The sequence below is a fragment of the Pantoea alhagi genome (genome assembly GCF_002101395.1).
Classification (GTDB): domain Bacteria; phylum Pseudomonadota; class Gammaproteobacteria; order Enterobacterales; family Enterobacteriaceae; genus Mixta; species Mixta alhagi.
The window spans coordinates 1,190,145-1,211,151 of record NZ_CP019706.1; the positions used below are offsets into that span (position 1 = coordinate 1,190,145).

Sequence of the window (21,007 nt, forward strand, 5' to 3'; positions counted from 1 at the left end):
ATCGCTCGATGACCTGATTAACCCAGGCTGATCTGCACGTCTACACCGGCAGCCAGATCCAGACGCATCAGAGCATCAACGGTTTTTTCAGTTGGCTCAACGATGTCAACCAGACGCTTGTGAGTGCGGATTTCATACTGATCGCGCGCGTCTTTGTTAACGTGCGGGGAGATCAGAACGGTAAAGCGCTCTTTGCGGGTCGGCAGCGGGATCGGACCACGTACCTGCGCACCAGTGCGCTTGGCAGTCTCAACGATTTCCGCGGTTGATTGATCGATCAGACGATGATCAAACGCTTTAAGACGGATACGGATTCTTTGGTTCTGCATGAGACCAGAGCTCCAATTATTTTATAAACGAAAAAAATTACTCCTCACACCCATTACGATTGATGGGGGAGTGTAATCGTTCAGCATATAACTCCCCAATCGGGAGTATTGTCAGGCCAGGCGAGATCCGACCAGCCTGCGATTCTGCTCGAATCGCGCTTGCAATATTAGCAGGCCCGCGCATTATACGGGAATTCGCTCAGATAGCAACCCATCGAACAATATTGCCCTAAAAAAGTGGAAGCCAAAGCGCATGCTTATTGGGTGCAGCGCAACCGTCGCTTTTTCTTTGCGACTCCACTTCAGTGTCAGGTAAGCGGCAGGAGACAGCATTTGTGTCAGGCCTTATCCTGAAATAACTATCAGGGATAAAAGGGAATTTTATGTTGGCGCTTTTTCTTTCAGGGCTGGCTGGGCTCGCTACAGGAAGCTTTCTCTGCCTGGCTGCCGATCGCTATCAGCCCGGCTTTACCTCACGGCAATGGCTATCAACGCTTGCCCTCCCCGCTTCGCACTGCGCCGGGTGTGGCCACCGTCTTCAAATCAGCGAGCTGGTGCCGGTTTACAGTTGGTGCAGATACCGGGGCAAATGCCGTTACTGTCAGATAACGCTTCCGCTGCGTTTGGTTATCACGGAGGCGCTAACCTGCCTGCTCTTTGTCTTACTGGCAGGTTGTCAAAGTTCTCTGGTCCCGCTGATGTTTCTACTGCTGTTCAGTGCAGCACTGATTGTGCTCAGCCTTATTGACCAGCGTCATTTCATATTGCCTGACGCAGTTACGCTTCCTCTGTTATGGCTGGGCCTGCTATATCATTTGACGCTGTGTCAGGAGCGGTTAGCCTCGGCGGTAGCAGGCGTTTTACTCGGCTGGCTTTCCCTGTGGGCGCTCTACTGGGGATTTTTGGCATTATGTCGTCAGGAAGGGATTGGATATGGCGATATAAAACTCTTTGCTGCATTAGGCGCGTGGAGCGGCTGGCAAACGCTGCCTTTGATTGCAACCATTGCAGCATTATCTGGCCTGACGCTTTTTGTCTGTTGTGGTCTGTGTAACAAAGCTGCCGGCTGGCAACGCCGACAGCCATTTGGCCCTTGTCTGGCTATAGCTGGCTGGGCTGTACTCTTCTGGCAAACGCAGGCGGGTAACGTTACTCCTCTTCCCTGATTTGCGCCTGAAGATAGTTCTGGATACCCATTTTTTGGATTAAATCCAGTTCGGTTTCCAGCCAGTCGATATGCTTCTCTTCATCTGCCAGGATTTCAATCATCATATCCCGGCTGACGTAGTCATAAATCTTATCTGCCCAGGCGATGGCTTCACGCAGATCTTTTGCCCCTTCCATCTCAAGCGCCAGATCGGACCGCAGCATCTCCTCTACATCTTCACCAATGCGTAAACGGCCCAAATCCTGAAGGTTTGGAACACCCTCCAGAAAAAGTATGCGTTCAATGTATTTGTCCGCATGCTTCATCTCATCAATGGACTCGTGATACTCCACATCATTCAAGCGCATCAGTCCCCAGTTTTTGAACATTCGCGCATGAAGAAAATACTGATTAACCGCAACCAGTTCATTTCCTAATAGTTTATTCAAATGGCTTATGATTTTTGCATCGCCTTTCATTACGCTTCCTCCGCTTCCAGTTAATTAGAGCGTAGATGCGGTTAGAAAGAAGTCAAAAAGGCAACGGAAAAACTGTGGGTATACTCAGGCGATCTCTTTATACATCGGCGGATTCTTCAGCTCTTCATCCATGATTTCACGTACTGCACGAATACACTTACCGCATTGCTTACCAACCGGCACCAGATGACGCAGTTGTTGAATAGATTTTGGCTGATAACGCCGAACAACTTCACGTACGGTTTTATCGCTTATCGCATTACACAGGCAGACGTACATTTATATGCTCCAGTACAAATACTGAACGCATTTTAAATGAGAATGATTTTTATTTCAAACCTGCACTTTGTGGGGATTAAGAGGGGAACTAACGAAGGGAAGGGATAAAAAAAGGGCGCCGAAGCGCCCTTTTCATTGAATAAATACCGAAGCATTTATTCGCATTAAAGCTTATTAAGCAATAATTTTAGCAACAACGCCCGCGCCTACGGTACGGCCGCCTTCACGGATTGCGAAACGCAGACCGTCGTCCATCGCGATCGGGTGGATCAGGGTAACAACCATTTTGATGTTGTCGCCCGGCATTACCATCTCAACGCCTTCCGGCAGTTCAACGGAACCAGTCACGTCAGTAGTACGGAAGTAGAACTGAGGACGGTAGCCTTTGAAGAACGGAGTGTGACGGCCGCCTTCGTCTTTGGACAGAACGTAAACTTCTGATTCAAAGGTGGTGTGCGGCTTGATGGAGCCCGGCTTAGCCAGAACCTGGCCACGCTCGATCTCTTCACGCTTGATACCACGCAGCAGAACACCAACGTTCTCACCAGCCTGGCCCTGATCCAGCAGTTTGCGGAACATTTCAACGCCGGTACAGGTAGATTTCGCAGTATCTTTGATACCAACGATTTCAACTTCTTCACCAACTTTGATCACGCCACGCTCAACACGACCGGTAACAACGGTACCACGGCCAGAGATTGAGAATACGTCTTCGATCGGCAGCAGGAACGGCAGATCGATAGCGCGCTGCGGGTCAGGGATGTAAGAATCCAGGTGACCAGCCAGCTCGATGATTTTCTCTTCCCACTCTGCTTCGCCTTCCAGCGCTTTCAGCGCGGAACCGCGAACGATCGGAGTGTCGTCGCCCGGGAAGTCGTACTGTGACAGCAGGTCACGCACTTCCATTTCAACCAGTTCCAGCAGCTCTTCATCATCAACCATGTCGCATTTGTTCAGGAACACGATGATGTAAGGAACGCCAACCTGACGACCCAGCAGGATGTGCTCACGGGTCTGCGGCATCGGGCCGTCAGTCGCAGCAACAACCAGGATAGCGCCGTCCATCTGAGCAGCACCGGTGATCATGTTTTTCACATAGTCGGCGTGGCCCGGGCAGTCAACGTGCGCGTAGTGACGGGTCGGGGTTTCATATTCAACGTGAGAGGTGTTGATGGTGATACCACGAGCCTTCTCTTCCGGCGCGTTATCGATCTGATCGAATGCACGAGCCTGGCCACCGTAAGTTTTAGACAGAACGGTGGTGATAGCTGCAGTCAGAGTGGTTTTACCGTGGTCAACGTGGCCGATAGTACCAACGTTAACGTGCGTTTTGTTACGCTGAAATTGCTCTTTCGCCATGGCGATATTCCTTACTGTTATGCCCTCATCCATGATGAGGGCATCTGTTCAATATTCTAAAACCGTAGCTTATTTGCTACGAGATTCAATAACGGCCTGAGCGACGTTGTTCGGCGCTTCCGCGTACTTCAGGAACTCCATGGAGTAAGAAGCACGGCCCTGGGTCTGAGAACGCAGGTCAGTAGCATAACCAAACATTTCAGACAGCGGTACCTGAGCGCGAACGGTCTTACCGGTAGCGGTGTCATCCATACCTTCGATGATACCGCGACGACGGTTCAGGTCACCGATTACGTCACCCATGTTCTCTTCCGGCGTTTCAACTTCAACCTTCATGATAGGCTCAAGCAGAACCGGCTTCGCTTTCTTAAAGCCATCTTTAAACGCCAGAGAAGCAGCCAGTTTAAATGCCAGTTCAGAGGAGTCCACATCATGGTAAGAACCGAAGTGCAGACGAACGCCAAGGTCAACTACCGGATAACCAGCCAGCGGACCAGATTTCAGCTGTTCCTGGATACCTTTGTCAACCGCAGGGATGTATTCACCAGGAATCACACCGCCTTTGATGTCGTTGACAAATTCGTAGCCTTTGCCGCCCGGCTCCAGCGGGTACAGGTCGATCACAACGTGACCGTACTGACCACGACCACCAGACTGTTTCGCGTGTTTACCTTCGACATCCTTAATGGTGTCGCGGATAGTTTCACGGTAAGCAACCTGCGGTTTACCTACGTTCGCTTCAACGTTGAACTCACGCTTCATACGGTCAACGATGATGTCGAGGTGCAGCTCACCCATACCAGCGATGATGGTCTGGTTAGATTCTTCATCAGTCCATACGCGGAATGACGGGTCTTCTTTCGCCAGACGGCCCAGAGCCAGACCCATTTTTTCCTGGTCAGCTTTGGTTTTCGGTTCAACCGCGATAGAGATAACCGGCTCCGGGAACTCCATACGTTCCAGGATGATCGGGTTGTTCGGATCACACAGGGTATCACCAGTGATCACATCTTTCAGACCGATCGCCGCTGCGATATCGCCCGCGCGAACTTCTTTGATCTCTTCACGTTTGTTGGCGTGCATCTGTACGATACGACCAAAACGCTCACGCTGTGATTTCACAGAGTTCAGTACGGTATCACCTGAGTTAACCACGCCTGAGTAAACGCGGAAGAAGGTCAGGTTACCAACGAACGGATCGTTCGCAATTTTGAACGCCAGAGCAGAGAACGGCTCTTTATCGTCAGAGTGACGCTCTGCCGGAGTATCTTTACCGTCGTCCAGAATACCTTTGATAGCCGGAACGTCGGTCGGTGCTGGCAGGAATTCAACTACTGCATCCAGCATCGCCTGAACACCTTTGTTCTTGAATGCAGAACCACAGGTAACCAGGATGATTTCGTTGTTCAGCACGCGCAGACGCAGTGCTTTTTTGATCTCTTCTTCAGTCAGCTCTTCGCCGCCGAGGTATTTCTCCATCAGCTCTTCAGAGGCTTCTGCTGCAGATTCGATCAGGTTCTGATGCCATTCTTCAGCCAGGTCAACCATGTCAGCCGGGATCTCTTCATAAGTGAAGGTCACGCCTGCATCTTCTTCGCTCCAGTTGATGGCTTTCATTTTAATCAGGTCAACAACACCGGTGAATTTCTCTTCTGCACCGATAGCCAGTTGCAGAGGAACCGGGTTTGCACCCAGACGGGTTTTGATCTGACCAACAACTTTCAGGAAGTTAGCGCCCATGCGGTCCATTTTGTTAACGAACGCGATGCGCGGAACTTTATATTTGTTAGCCTGACGCCATACGGTTTCAGACTGCGGCTGAACACCACCAACCGCACAGTAAACCATTACCGCGCCATCAAGAACACGCATGGAACGTTCAACTTCGATGGTGAAGTCAACGTGTCCCGGGGTGTCGATGATGTTGATGCGGTGCGGCTCAAACTGCTTGGCCATACCTGACCAGAACGCGGTGGTTGCAGCAGAAGTAATGGTGATACCACGTTCCTGCTCCTGAGCCATCCAGTCCATGGTTGCAGCGCCATCATGTACTTCACCGATTTTGTGGTTAACGCCGGTGTAGAACAGGATACGCTCGGTGGTAGTGGTCTTACCGGCGTCGATGTGAGCACTGATACCGATGTTACGGTAACGTGAAATGGGTGTTGTACGAGCCATTTGATTCCTCTGATTCTCGGACGTTCAAAATAAGTCATCCCCAGCGGGTTGGCTAATTGAGCGCCCGCTGGGTTAACAATAACTACGCGGTTATTACCAGCGGTAGTGAGCGAACGCCTTGTTGGCTTCGGCCATACGGTGAACGTCTTCACGTTTCTTCACTGCAGTACCTTTGTTCTCAGCAGCATCAGAAAGTTCGTTCGCCAGGCGCAGAGCCATCGATTTATCACCGCGTTTACGAGCAGCTTCTACGATCCAACGCATTGCCAGAGCATTACGACGGACCGGACGGACTTCAACTGGTACCTGATAAGTAGAACCACCAACGCGACGAGACTTAACTTCTACAGTCGGGCGTACGTTGTCCAGAGCTACTTCGAAAGCTTCCAGTTCGGTTTTACCTGAACGCTGAGCCAGGGTCTCCAGCGCGGTATATACGATTGCTTCAGCGGTAGATTTTTTACCGTCTACCATCAGGATATTTACAAATTTGGCCAGCAGCTCAGATCCGAACTTAGGATCCGGCAGAATTTTACGTTGACCAATGACGCGACGACGTGGCATGGAAATACTCCGTTGTTAATTCAGGATTGTCCAAAACTCTACGAGTTTATTTTGACATTTAATTTAAAACGTTTGGCCTTACTTAACGGAGAACCATTAAGCCTTTGGCTTCTTCACGCCATACTTGGAGCGAGCCTGCTTACGGTCTTTAACACCAGAGCAGTCAAGCGCGCCACGAACGGTGTGGTAACGCACACCTGGCAGGTCTTTAACACGACCGCCACGAATCAGGATTACGGAGTGTTCCTGCAGGTTGTGGCCTTCACCACCAATGTAGGAAGTCACTTCGAAACCGTTGGTTAAACGAACACGGCATACTTTACGCAGTGCGGAGTTCGGTTTTTTCGGGGTAGTGGTGTACACACGGGTACAAACACCACGTTTTTGCGGGCAAGCTTCCAGCGCCGGCACGTTGCTTTTAGCAACTTTGCGTACGCGCGGTTTGCGAACCAGCTGATTAACTGTTGCCATTAAATAGCTCCTGGGATTTAGCTTTTGCTTCGTAAACACGTAATAAATCGCCTCGTATTAATACGAGGACGCAGAATTTTAGGGCTGAGCAGAAAAGGTGTCAAGAAATAACCAGGCGTCTTATGTTCACCAGGGCATTTGTTGTTGCTGTTTTACCGTCAGCATGACGAAATCATTATAGTCGATAACGGTGATTTTGGATGAAATTTGCGCAGCCAATCCACGCGCGTCAACATCCTCTTTCAGCGCCCACAGCCGCGCTGGCGCTTGCAACAGCTGTGGTAGCAGACGATTATTTTGCAGACCGGCCAGCACACCATCCTGCATCAACAATAGATCGTCATCCGCCTGTAGCATGCGCAGTAATAAATTATAATCGCACTGCCAGGGAGAACTCATCAGCGTATGCAACATTAGCGCTCCTTAAAAGGTCAGGATATGGTCAGCCTGCGACAGACGCGCACGTAGCGCAGCGCTATCAAGGACCTCAGCAGGCAGCACGCGTGGGCTCTCCGGCGTTAGCCCGCGCTCCGCAAGCGAGTCCGCGCAAATATAACATTCCTCAACGTCATACAGCGGCAGTACGCCAAACGTGGCGATATAATTACGCGCCAGCACTTTTTCCGGCTGTTGATGTTCGCTTAGCTGTAGCACGCCATCACCGATAAAAAAGAGTGAAACCTGTTCACACAGGGCCGCAGTAGCCAGCGCCGCGTCCAGCCCTTCTCTTCCGCTGCTGTTGCCGTGAGGCGCGCGGGTAAAAACAAAGGCAATCGATTTCATCAGAACTGCACCACTCTGTCACTGGTGAGCATCGCTTCAGCTAATGCGCCAAGCCCTGCCAGCGTAAAACCAGGCTGAAGATTCGCCGCAGCTAATCCCAACCCAGTGGCCTCCTGCTCATCGGTTACGCCGCGCCTTAATGCTGCCGCCACGCAGATGTTCAGCGTCACGCCCTGCTGCTGCAACGCCTGCCAGGCGCGCACGATATCAAATTCATCGCCAGCGGGAGCGGTAAGCTGATTACCGTTGAGCACGCCTTCCCGATAAAAAAAGATGCTGTTCAGCTGATGGCCGGCTTTCAGCAGCGCACGTGCAAAAAGCAGCGCACTGCTCGCTTGCTGCGTGCCGTAAGCGGGCCCCGTTACCAAAAGCGTGTAATGCATTAACGTTCCTGCCCCTGCATATCGCCACTTTTAAACTGGCGGATATAGAGGTAGACCGTATGTTTGGAAATATTCAGACGGTCGGCGACCTGGTTAATCGCATCTTTAATATCGAAAATGCCTTTTTCGTACAGATTAAGAACAATCTGACGATTCTTCATATTGTTTGCTACGTTGCGATCGGCGCTAACTTCTTCAATGGTGAACTCCAGCGTTTGCGTCACCAAATCCTCTACTGAGGAGGCGAAGTTAACCTGTGAAGCAACATCCGGCGTTTCCGGCGGCATAAAGGTCGACATAATCTGTGAGAATGGAACGTCCAGATTCATGTTGATGCACAGCAGGCCGATCACACGTTGCTGGCGATTACGGATAGCGATGGTTACCGACTTCATCAACACCCCGCTTTTCGCGCGGGTGAAATAGGCCCGGGAGACATTACTGTCGGCCCCGGTCATATCATGCAGCATACGCAACGCCAGATCGGTAATCGGCGAGCCGACTTTACGGCCAGTATGTTCACCATTGGCGATACGCACTGCGGAACATTTCAAATCTTCCAGCGAGTGCAGCACGATTTCACAATGAGAGCCAATCAGCATCGCAAGGCCATCAACGACGGCTTCGTAAGATTTCAGGATATCGTAGTCCGTTTGATCGAACGGATGTTGCTCCAGTAAATCGATATCGGTCAGATCGCCTGGATTGAATGGATTAGACATGAAAGACATTACCCTAATTGGCTGGAGCCTGTCTCAGCGCGGCCAGGGCAGACTCATCATACAAATTTGCGCAGCGCTAGTCTGGCAAATGTCTGCAGGTTATGCCAGATTTTTGTCCAGCCGGGGAGTACGAGTCATACAAATAAAACCGCCGCGTTAACGCGGCGGTTGCAGAATTACTGTGCTTTCTCGTCGGCGACCGGGGCCTGCGCTTTCGCGTCAGCTTTCGGTGCCGGTTTGATATCCAGTAATTCAACATCAAACACCAGCGTGGAGTTAGCCGGAATTCCCGGCACGCCGTTTTTACCGTAAGCGAGCTGCGGTGGAATAACCAGCTTGATTTTCCCGCCTTTCTTCACGTGCTTCAGGCCTTCGGTCCAGCCTGGGATCACGCCGTCAAGACGGAAAGAGAGCGGCTCGCCACGCGTGTAAGAGTTATCGAACTCCGTACCATCAATCAGCGTGCCTTTATAGTTAACCACAACGGTATCGCTATCTTTCGGCGCGTCGCCGCTACCCGCTTTTTCTACCAGATAGAGCAGGCCGCTGTCAGTTTTCTTCACGCCCTTCTGTTTAGCGAATTTTGCGGTGTAGGCATCCCCTTTCTCCGCGTTTTCTTTCGCATCTTTTTCCATCTTCGCCTGAGCGGCACCCTTCACACGGCCTTCAAAAGACTGCAGGGTTTGTTCAATTTCCTGATCGGATAATTTGCTCTTACCGGCGAAGGCGTCCTGAACGCCAGCAATCAGCTGTGCTTTATCTAACTGAATGCCCAGTTTTTCCTGTTCTTTCAGCGAATTTTCCATATAGCGGCCCAGCGATGCGCCCAGTGCATAAGCGGACTGCTGGTCTTCGTTGTTGAAAGCCGCATTTTTAGGGGCCTGAGGCGCAGCTTGTTCAGCCGGTGCGGAGTCTGCTGCCAATGCCACAGATGCATTGAGCGTGGCGGCCATCGTGGCGGCTAACAGCGTAATTTTAAACAGTGATTTCATCCATTATCTCCAAAACCGAAGCCTCTCACCTCGGCAATCGTTGCAGACCATCAGGCCTGTACTATAACTGTGCGGAACAACTTATCATGCCCGCCCGGCAAACTTAAGTGTACATCCGACCCTTTTTTGTGTCGGGAAGTTCCAACAGATATGACGATAAGGCTGTGCTTTTTCAACCATCGCGGGCAAAATCGGACAATCTAACGTCGGATATGCGGTTTTATCTTACACAAGGCAAGCCGACATGTCTGGCACGGGCAACAGGGGAACAGCTATGCAGCAATATACCTTTGAACAACAGTTGGAACGGCTGGAAAGCAAACTCGCCTTTCAGGAACAAACCATTGAAGATCTGAACCAAACGGTTGTACAGCACGAAATGGAAATGGCGAAGATGCGTGAGCAAATACGGCTGCTGATAGATAAACTAAAAGCTGCGGCACCTTCAATGGTCGCACATCCATCGGAAGAAACGCCGCCACCGCACTATTAACTGTCCCGCAGTCACTAACGCTGCGGCACCTTATTGGGGGTCGCTGCGTAGCTCGCTTGCTGCCAGCTCTGTTAGTTAGTCATGGTGGGTTTTCTTTCAGAGAAGGCCAACGCGGGCATAAAATGGAAGGATCGATGCGGCCTGACGCATTTTATTGCGTTTAATGCCAGGGATAGACTGAAGGGAAACCATACTATCAGGCTGTGCAAAATGCATCCGCTCTGGAAAGCATTAAGGCGCAAATAATAAGGGCAGAGAGCGCACCGCTCCCTGCCCCACTATCATGCTGTACGTACGATTAGTGACAGCCGCAGCCGCCAGTACCGCAGCCGCCTTTACCATGTTCATGACCGTGGTCATGATCATGGTCATGGTCATGGTCATGGTGGTGATCGTGTTCGCCGTGTACATGACCATGAGCCAGTTCTTCCGGCGTCGCTTCACGGATAGCAACCACTTCTACGTGGAAGTTCAGGTTCTGGCCCGCCAGCATATGGTTACCATCAACCACAACGTGTTCGTCTTCCACTTCGGTGATTTCTACCGGTACCGGACCCTGATCGGTTTCAGCCAGGAAGCGCATGCCAACCTGCAGTTCATCCACGCCCATAAACACATCTTTAGGCACACGCTGAACCAGGTTGTCATCATACTGGCCGTAAGCGTCATTGGCGGCAATATGCACGTCAAAGTTGTCGCCGACTTCATGATCTTCCAGTGCCTTTTCCAGACCAGAAATCAGGGAACCATGACCGTGCAGATAGTCCAACGGTGCGCTCACCGGAGACTCGTCGACCAACACACCGTCTTCTGTACGTACCTGGTAAGCCAGGCTGACCACCAGGTCTTTTGCTACTTTCATGATATCTCCTAACCGTTGAGAGCTTTGATCCCGACTCATTGGTCTATTTTTGCGTGCAATAACACCAACCAGAAAGATCCAGATGCTGACCCTTTGCGTGCCATACAGGCAATACGCTCAGGCAATGTTAACGATGCCGATTGTAACGGAATTCAGTGCCGCTGTAAGGGTAAGCTTAAAAAAAGCTGCGCTGTTCCGCTACTCTGGATGAAAAATTCCGATGACTTGCTCCTGACTGCGGATCTGATCGCGTACCTGCTTATCCGCCTCGCGCATTTGATGACCGCATTTCACGCACTCCACCACATCGACATTATTTTCACGCCACATTGCCAACGTATCTTTCTGTTGGCAGTGCGGGCAGGTTGCATCAGCAATAAAACGTTTACGCATTTTTCTTTCCTGCATTTTGGGTCAACGCGCTCAGCGGCGCCAGTTATTCAAATTCATCCCAGCTGTCCAGCTGGCGCTTCTCCTGCTGCATTTCGCGCTGGAAAATATCTTCAAGCTCGCGCCGCGCCTCACGCGCACGGGAGATTTGCGCATTATCCGTATGGACAGGCATCAGTTCGCGCAGCATACGCATATCCAGCCGCCGGAAGTGCTGCTGCGCGCGGTGCGCCTGATGCGGATGCATGCCCAGCGACATCAATGTTTTACGTCCCAGCTCCAGTGCGCTGGAGAACGTCTCGCGGGAAAATTGCGTTACCCCCGCCTGCAGCAGTTCATGGGCCTCAACGCGCCCGCGCGCGCGCGCCAGAATATGCAGATGCGGAAAATGCTGCTGACAGAGATGAACAATATTCATGGTATCTTCTGGTGTGTTACAGGTAATCACGATCGACTGCGCGCTGGCAGCGCCTGCGGCCCGTAGCAGCTCCAGTTCTGTTGCATCTCCATAGTATACTTTATAACCATACTTGCGCATCAGACTTACGGCGCTGATGTCCCGTTCAAGCACGGTAATGCGTTTTTTATTCGCCATCAGCAGACGTCCAATCACCTGACCGAAACGACCAAATCCCACCACAATCACCTGCGGCTGATCGTCATCTACCCAGGGTTTTTCCGTTTGCTCATCCCCATCGTTAAAACGCCGCACCAGAATGCGGTCTACGCTCCGCATCAGTAACGGCGTGGTCATCATAGAGAGGGTAACGGTCACCAGCAGCAGCGGCAGTTGATCGTCATGAAACAGCCGCACTGCCGAGGCGGCAGAAAACAGTACAAACGCGAACTCACCGCCCTGACTCAGCACGCTGGCGAACTGTAAACGCTCTGAGCTACGCAGACCATAAATCCGCGCCAGCAGATAAAGCACCAGCGTTTTGACTGCCACCAGCACCAGCACGCCAAGCAGCACCGTGAAAATATGCGTATAGAGCACACCCAAATTCAGCGCCATGCCAACGGAAATAAAAAACAGCCCAAGCAGCAAGCCTTTGAATGGCTCAATGGCGATCTCCAGTTCGTGGCGATATTCGCTTTCCGCCAGCAGAATGCCGGAAATAAAGGTGCCCAGCGCCATCGACAGCCCCAACGCATCCATAAACAGCGCCGAGCTGAGCACCAGCAGCAGCGCCGCAGCGGTAAAAACTTCGCGTACGCCGGAAGCGGCGATATAGCGGAAGATGGGTCGCAGCAGTAGCCTGCCGCCAATCAGCATGCCCGCAAAAGCCAGCACCTTAATGCCTACCTTCATCCAGTCGGTATGGCCGCTATCAGTGCCAGCCAGCAGCGGCACCAGCGCCAGCGCTGGGATCACCGCCAGGTCCTGAAACAGCAGTACGGAAAAGCCCAGTTGCCCCGCCTCGCTGCGATTCATTCCCTTATCGCGCATTAGCTGTAAAGCCATCGCCGTTGAGGACATCGCCAGGCCGATCCCGCCAACCAGTGCCGCCTGCCATGAAAAATCGGTTAACAGCAGCAGCCCGGCCAGCACCGCAGCGCTAAAGATAACCTGAGCGGCACCTACGCCGAAAATCGAGCGGCGCAGCGCCCATAGCTTCGAAGGATTCAGCTCCAAGCCAATCAGGAACATCAGGAATACTACGCCGATTTCCGAAAAGTGCAGGATCTCGTCAACGTCACTGATAAAGCCCAGGCCCCAGGGGCCAATTGCAATACCCGCCAGCAAATAGCCCAGTACCGCGCCAATTCCCAGCCGGGCGGCGATGGGGACCGCGACCACGGCGGCAAACAGATAGACCACGCCTGCCGACAGTAAAGTATGCCCTTCCATTTATAACGCTCCAGCAGACAAAGGAGAGGAAAGCCAGCTGCCATAGGCCTCGGCATAATTTTTCATAATTTCCGGCGGTTGACGACGCGCCCAGTAAACAATCATCGGCGATAACCAGTGCATACGACACATCTGTGCCGTCAGCTCAAAGGGCCGCATAATCTCCGTCATGGGATAGCGATTAAGGCCATCCTGATGATAGGCCGCCTCCGGTTCGCCGGTAGTAATCACGCTGCGCCAATATTTTCCCTTCAGCGCATCACCGCCGACGCCGCTGGCAAAGCCACGCGAAAGCACGCGATCCAGCCACTCTTTCAGCAATGCCGGACAGCTCCAGGTATAAAGAGGATGCTGGAAAATAATGATCTGATGCTCCCGCAGCAGCTGCTGTTCAAAATGAATATCGATAAAAAAATCGGGATAGTGTGCGTACAGGTCGTGTACGGTAACGTGGGATAATTGCTGCGCCGGCTGCAGCAAGATCCGATTGGCTATCGAATCTTGTGATTCCGGATGGGCATACAGCAGCAAAACCTTAGGCGGCTGCGCCATCTCTCTCCTCCAAATCGTCGTCATGATGCAGGATTTCCGCTACCATGCACGACATAACGGAATCTATGATTCCTGACTGATTATGATGACAATAAATTAACATATTCTGACAATACGGCGCTTATGATTGTATTCTCTTCGTTACAGATCCGACGCGGTACCCGCGTGCTGCTGGACAATGCCACTGCCACCATCAATCCTGGCCAAAAAGTTGGGCTGGTGGGTAAAAACGGCTGTGGCAAATCGACGCTGCTGTCGCTGTTAAAAAATGAGCTCAGCGCCGATGCGGGCAGCGTCACCTTTCCCGGCACCTGGTCGCTGGCCTGGGTTAACCAGGAAACGCCAGCGCTGGCGGTGCCCGCCATTGAGTACGTTATTGATGGCGATCGTGAATATCGACAGCTTGAAGCCGAGCTACAGCGCGCCAATGAAAAAAACGACGGCAACGCAATCGCGCTGCTGCACGGCAAGCTGGATGCGATACAGGCATGGAGCATACAGGCGCGCGCAGCCAGTCTGCTTCACGGTTTGGGCTTTAGCCAGCAACAGCTGCAGCGCCCGGTCAGTGACTTTTCCGGCGGCTGGCGCATGCGTCTCAATCTGGCGCAGGCGTTGATATGCCGTTCCGATCTGCTGCTGCTGGATGAACCCACTAACCACCTCGACCTGGATGCGGTTATCTGGCTGGAGCGCTGGCTGAAGAGTTACGACGGTACGCTGCTTCTGATTTCGCACGATCGCGATTTTCTTGATCCGGTGGTGGATAAAATCCTGCATATCGAACAGCAGTCCCTGTTTGAATATACCGGCAACTACAGCTCTTTTGAGCAGCAGCGTGCCACCAGACTCTCTCAGCAGCAGTCGCAGTATGAGCATCAGCAGCGTAAAGTGGCGCATCTGCAAAGCTATATCGATCGTTTCCGCGCCAAAGCCAGTAAAGCGAAACAGGCGCAGAGCCGTATTAAAATGCTTGAGCGCATGGAGTTTATCTCCCCCGCACATGTGGATAATCCTTTCAGTTTCAGCTTCCGCGCGCCGGAAAACTTGCCCAACCCGATACTGAATATGGAGAAGGTTACCGCTGGCTATGATGATCGCGTTGTGCTGGATTCGATCAAACTGAATCTGGTGCCCGGTTCGCGTATTGGCCTGCTCGGCCGCAACGGTGCGGGGAAATCCACGCTAATTAAACTGCTGGCGGGCGAACTCGCGCCGCAAAAAGGGGAGATCGGCCTGGCGAAAGGAGTCCAGCTGGGTTATTTCGCACAGCATCAGCTGGAATTTTTACGCGCCGGAGAGTCTCCTCTGCAGCATCTGGCACGTCTGGCGCCAAAACTGCCGGAGCAGCAGCTGCGCGATTACCTTGGCGGCTTCGGCTTCCAGGGCGATAAAGTCAGCGAACCGACCGAGCGTTTTTCCGGCGGCGAAAAAGCGCGTCTGGTGCTGGCGCTAATCGTCTGGCAGCGTCCCAATCTGCTGCTGCTGGATGAACCAACCAACCATCTCGATCTTGATATGCGTCAGGCATTAACCGAAGCGCTGATCGATTTTGAGGGCGCGCTGGTGGTGGTTTCGCACGATCGTCATTTGCTGCGTTCCACCACTGACGATCTTTATCTGGTGCATGACGGCAAAGTGGAAGTGTTCGCCGGCGATCTGGATGATTATCAGCAGTGGTTAAGCGATTTACAAAAACGGCAGACGCAAGTGAGCGAGCCAAAACAGGATAACGGCAACAGTGCTCAGGCGCGTAAAGATCAGAAGCGCCGCGAAGCCGAGCTGCGTGCGCAAACGCAACCGCTGCGTAAACAGATCGAAAAGCTGGAAAAAGAGATGGAGAAGTTTAACGCTCAGCTCTCCGCTGCAGAGGCGAAGCTGGCCGATGCGGCTATTTACGATGCGAGTCGTAAAGCCGATCTGACCGCCGCGTTACAGCAGCAGGCCGCAGCGAAATCGGCACTGGAAGAGTGCGAAATGGCCTGGCTGGATGCTCAGGAACAGCTGGAAATCATGCTGACTCATTAACTCTCGCTCCGGCCTTATTCTGCTGAGGTTGTTAAATGCAAAATAAGGCCGGGCTTTTAACTGGCGAGCAGCGCCTGTTAACAATTTAAAGCGGCGAAGTGCTTTTCAAATAAAAAGAAACGGTTCGCCGAACTTCACCTGGCTGCGTTGTACTTTTTCCGCATCATTTTCTTCATAAACAACCAACGTTTATCGAATTTTTTACGTTCTGTTTCCTTGTGCGCAGAGTTCAATGTTTTTACTATTGCGCCCTGCATAAGTTGCTTATTTTTTGAACTCAGGGTAAACCGTGTCAGAGCGTTGCGTAAATTTACTGAAAAAAAACCTGACGGCTTTTGGGCTGTTGGTTTTTTTCACGCCACTTGCCCATTTTTTATCACCCTTGTACCTGGTTGCGGATCGCACTGTTTACCTTTGCTATTTGCCCTACGGTTTGGCGATCGCCGCCATTTATATTTTCGGCCGCTCGGCCGTGGTTCCCCTTTATCTGGCTTTCTTTATTACTTTCCAGCTCTGCTTTCCGCTATTCTCGCTGGCGGCGGCGCTCGCCTTTGCTTTTTTAACGCCGTTGTTTGTTAGCTGTTGGCTGACTCGCCGCTGGCTTGGTCGCCGCTGGCGCTATAACCTTGGAAACCAGGGACTGGGTGTCCGGCTGCTCCTGCTGAATACGCTGGCCCCTGTCCTGACAATGCTGCTGCTGGCAGCGCTCGGGCAAAAACTGCCGGCGATCCCGGAGATGCCCGGCAGCTATTTTACCGGCAGGCTGGATATGTTCAGCGTACTCAGTCTGCAAAACCTGATGCTCTCCGCGACGCTGTTTACCATTCTGTTTTACTTTCCGCTGCGTATGCTGGCCGCGCCGCGCAGCGGCTTTACTTTCTGTCGTCGGGCCAGTCAAGCCCTGCATGGAAACTGCCTGAGCGCGCTTTGGTGGGGCTGCCTGCTGGCCGCGCTGATGCTGATGCTTTGCTTTCCGGTGCGCCATATGCTGATTTCCAGCTATCTGGTCCCGCTGGTTTTCGTTATCTTCACTTACGGCATTATGCGCTTCACCTCACGGAGCGTGCTCTGGCTCTGGGCACTCTGCTGTCTGTTGCTGATGCACTTTAACCTTGATGTGCTGCCGTTAAGATCCATCTTTTCCGCCACCTTTTTATCCTCAGCGTTTATCGCTTTTACCATCAGCCTGCTTTATATCGCGGCGGGATACTGGAAAAGCCGTCGCCTGCAGCGCATTGCGCTTAACCTTGCCGTGACCGATCCGGTGGTCCAGCGGCTTAATCTGCGAGCGCTACAGAAAAAACTTAAACAGCATCCATCGGGCACCCTTTGCTATCTCCATCTGCATCAGCTGAAATTTCTTGGCTGCCATTATGGCCTGATGATGAAAACCTATACCAAACGCTGCATTATTGATGAGATCGGCACGCATCTGCAGCAAAATGAAGGGGTTTACCAAATCACCTGCGATGGCGTTATTGTGCTGCTACAGGGTGAAGGCATCGGCGAGCGTCTGTCGCAGCTACGCACGCGCCTAAAACAGCAACGGATTTTCTGGCACAACCAGCTGATAGATATCGATTATGCTTTTGCCGCCGGTAAATTCACCAGGGAAAACAGTAATCTTTATCGTCTGGCAGGGCAGCTAAATTATCTGGCGGAACAGGCCCTGATGGCGGGCGGCGTAGCGCTGCTGGATGAGGATAATTCACGCTTGCTTGGTCATGTCTCCGCCCAGGTTTTACTGCTACAAAAAATCAAACAGGCGCTAACCGGGCAGGATATCGTGCTGTTTGCACAGCCGATTGTCCCCTGTAAACAGGGTTGTCTTTATTACGAAGTGCTGGCGCGGCTACGTTCGGCAGACGAACTTATTATGCCGGATCGGTTTATTCCGCTGATTGCAGAGTTTCGCCTTAGCGCCCAGTTTGATCGCCTGGTAGTAAAGGAAACCGTGGCGTTTATTCATCAGCGTCAACGCGTGAATAACCCGCCGCCGCGCCTGGCCATTAATCTGTTGCCAATGACGCTGACCGAGCCGGGAGTAGCGGAGGAGATCATTGCCCTTTTTCAGCGCTTTTCCGTCTCCTCTGAAGCGGTTATTTTCGAAGTGACCGAGGAGCAGGGATTGATCAATAACCCGCAGGTCAATAATGCGATTGCCACGCTGCGTCAGGCAGGCTTTCGTATTGCGATAGATGATTTCGGTACCGGTTTCGCCAACTATGAGCGCGTAAAACACCTTAGCGCCGATATTATTAAAATTGACGGCCTGTTTGTTAAAAACAGCCTTGATGACAATATCGATCGCATTATTATTAAATCGATCTGCGCCATCGCCCGGGAAAAACGCGTATCCGTTGTAGCGGAGTATGTGGAAACCGAGGCGCAAAAAGCGCTGTTAACCGAGCTGGGCGTTGATTATATACAGGGCTGGCTAACCGGTCAGCCAGCCCCGCTGCTTTCCCTGCCCTGATCGGCTCAGGTGGGACGATAAAACGGCTTATCACCCAAAATGGTGGCGCGGTGCATGATGCGTCTGGCGGGCAGGTAGTCGGCGTTCGCATAGTGCTGCGTGACCCGGTTATCCCAGATGGCAACATCGTTAGCCCGCCAGCGCCAGCGTACCTGGAACTCCGGCTTGTTTATATGGGCAAACAGAAAGCCCAGCAGCGCGTCGCTCTCTTTCGGTGTTAAATCAACAATTCTTGTTGTAAACCCCTGATTTACAAATAAGGCCTGCTGGCCGCTAACCGGATGGGTGCGTACCACCGGATGCAGCAGCGGTGGATGGTTCGCCGCCGCCAGCGTTGACCAGCCGACGCCTAAACCGATGCGCAGACCGGTAAGGATTTCCGGCAGCGCGCCGGGCAAAATAACCAGACGTAGCAGCTGCCAGCGGCTGGCTCCCAGCGACAGCGCCGCCCGCAGCCGTACCTGCTGCGGCGGCGATAAAAACAGCGGCGCAATCAGCTGCAGCGCGGTAACCAGCCACCACAGCGCCAGCAGCAACGCTAAGGTTGTCAGGCTCAGCGTCAATTGACGGGAAAGCGGCGACCGCCAGCGGACTGGAGCCGATATTGCCGATTTGTACATCACCGGATGCCAGCGCACGGACTACACTGGAGCCACTGTCGAATTTACGCCAGTTGACCTGCGCGCCGCTTTGCTGAGCGAAAGTGTTATCCGCCTGAGCGACTTTCGCGGGTTCCGCCGAGGTCTGATAAGCCACCGTAACCTCAACGGCGTGCGCCTGGGTCGCCAGCAGCAATAACGACACTGCCCATGCCAAAAACCGCGTGATCCTCACCATCTTACGTTCCGCCTGTTGTTATCATCGTGATGGCTCAGTTGTAGCTGAGAGGCGGATACAGCATGAAGTAATTAAAAATTATGTTTAATCGCTAAATTGCCTTAGAAGAGATATCGCTATCTTTATCTCAAAATTAAAAAAGTCTGATTTTTCTGATGAAAAATGGACCTGAATCGGCCACTGTATAACGATGTTCTACAGGCTATTCATTGGTGAGTTGTCAGAGGGTTTTCCATGTCGATTGAGAAAGTTGCCCGTTTCGCTGGTGTATCGACCGCGACCGTTTCACGTGTGCTGAACGGTTATAAGGGCGTTCGGCCTGCAACCCGTGAACGCGTTTTAGCCGCTATTGCCGCCTGTCAATACCAGCCTAACCTGCTGGCGCGCCAGCTACGTACCTCTCAGAGCCATATGTTGCTTGTGCTGGTTTCCAATATTATCAATCCTTTCTGTTCGCGCGTGGTGCGCGGCATCGAGGCAGAAGCGGAGGCGCACGGCTACCATATTCTGCTGTGCAATTCCGATTCACAAACCCAGCGCGAATCTGCTTATCTCACGCTGCTGAGCGGCAAAGTGGTGGATGGCGTTATTACCATGGATGCGGCAAGCAATCTGCCTGAACTGCGCCAAATGATTGGCGATTCCCCCTGGATACAGTGTGCCGAAGGCGATCCTGATGTCGCTGGCTCATCGGTCACTATTGATAATCAACAGGCCGCGCGGGCGGCAGTGCAGCATCTGGCGCAGCGCGGACGACGACGGATTGCGATGATCAATGGCGATCCGCGCTATCTCTATGCGCAACAGCGTGAGTTGGGATATCGGGCGGCGTTAGCCGAACTGGGTTTGTCATGGTCCGGCGTTGAGTATGCTAATGAAGTAGAGTGCGAGGCGGGCTTTGCGGCCATGAAACGGCTGCTGGAAGCGAAAGAGCCGCCAGACGCCGTGTTTACCGTATCTGATGTACTGGCAGTAGGCGCGATACACTGCGCACGTCAGCACCAGCTCGCCATCCCTGAGGATATTGCCGTGCTGGGCTTTGACGGCCTTCCATGGAGCGCAATGCTTTCGCCGCCGCTCAGTACGCTGGAACAGCCAATGCATCAGTTGGGCACGCGCAGCGTACAGCTGCTGTTACAGCGCATTCAGGATCCGCTGGCACCACAGGTTCATGAGCGGCTCCCCTGTGAGCTGGTGGTACGCGCCTCCAGCTAATCAGTGCCATATCAACAGTACACAGGCGGCAGTCAGCACGCCCATCGTCAAATTAAAAATTTTCCATGCGCGGCGGCTACGCAGCAGACGGCCTATCAGGGTGCCGAAGCCAAGCCAAAGAATGCCAGCGACCAGATTAACCAGCGCCATACCAATGCTGATAGCCACAACTGAACTGCGATAGGCTTCACCTGCCAGGCTAAAGCTGGCCACGGCCCCCAACGCCATTAACCAGGCTTTGGGATTAACCAACTGCAGCAGTCCTCCCTGCCATAAAGGCATGGGACGAGGCGGCGCTTCACCCATCTCAATTTTTTCATAGGCCGCCGTTGCAATTTTCCACGCCAGCCACAGCAGATAGAGACTACCCACAATTTTCAAAAACAGATGCAGAGAGGGGTAAACCAGAATCAGCCCGCCCACGCCAAATGCCACCAGCAACAGCATAAGCTGCATACCGAGCATAATTCCTGCCATTAAGGGGAGCGAACGCAGAAAACCAAAATTGGCGCCGGCCGTGGTCAATAGCGTATTATTTGGCCCTGGCGTAATCGCCGCCACCCAAAGAAAACCAAGCATCGATAAAAACAGACTGAGTTCCATAAAATGGGTGCTCCTC

General features: G+C 52.6%; 22 protein-coding genes and 3 pseudogenes. 5 read left to right on the forward strand and 20 right to left on the reverse strand.

The features are described from left to right. Positions 1-17: 17 nt before the first annotated feature. Positions 18-329 carry a 30S ribosomal protein S10 gene (rpsJ, locus tag B1H58_RS05635; RefSeq protein ID WP_001181005.1) on the reverse strand — a complete coding sequence of 104 codons (312 nt, stop codon included), beginning with the start codon at positions 327-329 and terminating at the stop codon, positions 18-20. A 383-nt stretch (positions 330-712) separates the two neighbouring features. On the opposite strand from rpsJ, the gene B1H58_RS05640 reads away from it, so the two are divergent. Further along, positions 713-1,495, forward strand: a complete 783-nt coding sequence (locus B1H58_RS05640) for a prepilin peptidase (RefSeq protein WP_085068478.1) — start codon at positions 713-715, stop codon at positions 1,493-1,495. Here B1H58_RS05640 and bfr read toward each other — a convergent pair. The 11 genes from bfr to fkpA all read right to left on the reverse strand — a co-directional run bounded on the left by bfr (position 1,479) and on the right by fkpA (position 9,686). Further along, positions 1,479-1,955 carry a bacterioferritin gene (gene bfr / locus B1H58_RS05645; protein WP_085068480.1) on the reverse strand — a complete coding sequence of 159 codons (477 nt, stop codon included), beginning with the start codon at positions 1,953-1,955 and terminating at the stop codon, positions 1,479-1,481. The genes B1H58_RS05640 and bfr overlap by 17 nt on opposite strands. Positions 1,956-2,039: 84 nt before the next feature. Next, the gene (gene bfd, locus B1H58_RS05650) at positions 2,040-2,234 is read right to left on the reverse strand and encodes a bacterioferritin-associated ferredoxin (RefSeq protein ID WP_085068482.1); all 195 of its coding nucleotides are present in this window, start codon (positions 2,232-2,234) and stop codon (positions 2,040-2,042) included. A 174-nt stretch (positions 2,235-2,408) separates the two neighbouring features. Beyond that, complete coding sequence (gene tuf, locus B1H58_RS05655; RefSeq protein ID WP_085068484.1) at positions 2,409-3,593, reverse strand: elongation factor Tu; 1,185 nt, start codon at positions 3,591-3,593, stop codon at positions 2,409-2,411. A gap of 69 nt (positions 3,594-3,662) precedes the next feature. After that, positions 3,663-5,771: an elongation factor G gene (gene fusA, locus B1H58_RS05660; protein ID WP_085068486.1), complete on the reverse strand. Its 2,109-nt coding sequence runs from the start codon at positions 5,769-5,771 to the stop codon at positions 3,663-3,665. Positions 5,772-5,864: 93 nt separating this feature from the next. Beyond that, positions 5,865-6,335 carry a 30S ribosomal protein S7 gene (gene rpsG, locus B1H58_RS05665; protein WP_038629748.1) on the reverse strand — a complete coding sequence of 157 codons (471 nt, stop codon included), beginning with the start codon at positions 6,333-6,335 and terminating at the stop codon, positions 5,865-5,867. 96 nt (positions 6,336-6,431) lie between these two features. After that, positions 6,432-6,806, reverse strand: a complete 375-nt coding sequence (rpsL, locus tag B1H58_RS05670) for a 30S ribosomal protein S12 (RefSeq protein ID WP_003852912.1) — start codon at positions 6,804-6,806, stop codon at positions 6,432-6,434. A 126-nt stretch (positions 6,807-6,932) separates the two neighbouring features. After that, positions 6,933-7,220, reverse strand: a complete 288-nt coding sequence (gene tusB, locus B1H58_RS05675) for a sulfurtransferase complex subunit TusB (RefSeq protein ID WP_085068488.1) — start codon at positions 7,218-7,220, stop codon at positions 6,933-6,935. 9 nt (positions 7,221-7,229) lie between these two features. Then, on the reverse strand, positions 7,230-7,589 hold the full coding sequence (gene tusC, locus B1H58_RS05680; RefSeq protein WP_085068490.1) for a sulfurtransferase complex subunit TusC: 360 nt from the start codon (positions 7,587-7,589) through the stop codon (positions 7,230-7,232). Further along, entirely contained in the window at positions 7,589-7,972 is a 384-nt protein-coding gene (gene tusD, locus B1H58_RS05685) for a sulfurtransferase complex subunit TusD (RefSeq protein WP_085068492.1), read from the reverse strand. The genes tusC and tusD overlap by 1 nt, the downstream gene beginning before the upstream one ends. Then, complete coding sequence (locus B1H58_RS05690) at positions 7,972-8,694, reverse strand: helix-turn-helix transcriptional regulator (RefSeq protein ID WP_085068494.1); 723 nt, start codon at positions 8,692-8,694, stop codon at positions 7,972-7,974. The genes tusD and B1H58_RS05690 overlap by 1 nt, the downstream gene beginning before the upstream one ends. 176 nt (positions 8,695-8,870) lie before the next feature. Next, positions 8,871-9,686, reverse strand: a complete 816-nt coding sequence (fkpA, locus tag B1H58_RS05695) for an FKBP-type peptidyl-prolyl cis-trans isomerase (RefSeq protein WP_085068497.1) — start codon at positions 9,684-9,686, stop codon at positions 8,871-8,873. Positions 9,687-9,960: 274 nt separating this feature from the next. Between fkpA and B1H58_RS05700 the strand changes: the two genes are divergently transcribed. Next, the gene (locus B1H58_RS05700; protein WP_085068499.1) at positions 9,961-10,179 is read left to right on the forward strand and encodes a protein SlyX; all 219 of its coding nucleotides are present in this window, start codon (positions 9,961-9,963) and stop codon (positions 10,177-10,179) included. A gap of 298 nt (positions 10,180-10,477) precedes the next feature. Here the strand turns inward: B1H58_RS05700 and slyD are convergent, their stop codons facing one another. The 4 genes from slyD to kefG all read right to left on the reverse strand — a co-directional run bounded on the left by slyD (position 10,478) and on the right by kefG (position 13,835). Continuing rightward, positions 10,478-11,041: a peptidylprolyl isomerase gene (gene slyD / locus B1H58_RS05705; RefSeq protein WP_085068501.1), complete on the reverse strand. Its 564-nt coding sequence runs from the start codon at positions 11,039-11,041 to the stop codon at positions 10,478-10,480. Between the two features lie 198 nt (positions 11,042-11,239). Further along, on the reverse strand, positions 11,240-11,434 hold the full coding sequence (locus tag B1H58_RS05710; protein WP_085068503.1) for a YheV family putative zinc ribbon protein: 195 nt from the start codon (positions 11,432-11,434) through the stop codon (positions 11,240-11,242). 43 nt (positions 11,435-11,477) lie between these two features. Further along, on the reverse strand, positions 11,478-13,283 hold the full coding sequence (kefB, locus tag B1H58_RS05715; RefSeq protein WP_085068504.1) for a glutathione-regulated potassium-efflux system protein KefB: 1,806 nt from the start codon (positions 13,281-13,283) through the stop codon (positions 11,478-11,480). Next, complete coding sequence (gene kefG / locus B1H58_RS05720) at positions 13,284-13,835, reverse strand: glutathione-regulated potassium-efflux system ancillary protein KefG (RefSeq protein ID WP_085068506.1); 552 nt, start codon at positions 13,833-13,835, stop codon at positions 13,284-13,286. 123 nt (positions 13,836-13,958) lie between these two features. Here kefG and B1H58_RS05725 point away from each other — a divergent pair, with 123 nt between their 5' ends. Then, positions 13,959-15,860, forward strand: a complete 1,902-nt coding sequence (locus tag B1H58_RS05725; RefSeq protein WP_085068508.1) for an ABC transporter ATP-binding protein — start codon at positions 13,959-13,961, stop codon at positions 15,858-15,860. Positions 15,861-16,149: 289 nt separating this feature from the next. Further along, entirely contained in the window at positions 16,150-18,336 is a 2,187-nt protein-coding gene (locus B1H58_RS05730) for a sensor domain-containing phosphodiesterase (RefSeq protein WP_085068510.1), read from the forward strand. A 5-nt stretch (positions 18,337-18,341) separates the two neighbouring features. Here the strand turns inward: B1H58_RS05730 and B1H58_RS20980 are convergent. The 3 pseudogenes from B1H58_RS20980 to B1H58_RS05740 form a co-directional block, all read right to left on the reverse strand. Further along, positions 18,342-18,665, reverse strand: a pseudogene (locus B1H58_RS20980) (TauD/TfdA family dioxygenase); the annotation flags it as partial. A gap of 54 nt (positions 18,666-18,719) precedes the next feature. Beyond that, positions 18,720-18,956 (reverse strand): annotated as a pseudogene (locus B1H58_RS20985) (hypothetical protein); the annotation flags it as partial. Continuing rightward, positions 18,889-19,173, reverse strand: a pseudogene (locus tag B1H58_RS05740) (glycine betaine ABC transporter substrate-binding protein); the annotation flags it as partial. The pseudogenes B1H58_RS05740 and B1H58_RS20985, both read right to left, overlap by 68 nt. A 234-nt stretch (positions 19,174-19,407) precedes the next feature. On the opposite strand from B1H58_RS05740, the gene B1H58_RS05745 reads away from it, so the two are divergent. After that, positions 19,408-20,388, forward strand: a complete 981-nt coding sequence (locus B1H58_RS05745) for a LacI family DNA-binding transcriptional regulator (protein ID WP_085068512.1) — start codon at positions 19,408-19,410, stop codon at positions 20,386-20,388. On the opposite strand, the gene B1H58_RS05750 is transcribed toward B1H58_RS05745, so the two are convergent. Further along, positions 20,389-20,991 carry a LysE family translocator gene (locus tag B1H58_RS05750; protein WP_085068513.1) on the reverse strand — a complete coding sequence of 201 codons (603 nt, stop codon included), beginning with the start codon at positions 20,989-20,991 and terminating at the stop codon, positions 20,389-20,391. Between the last annotated feature and the right edge of the window lie 16 nt (positions 20,992-21,007).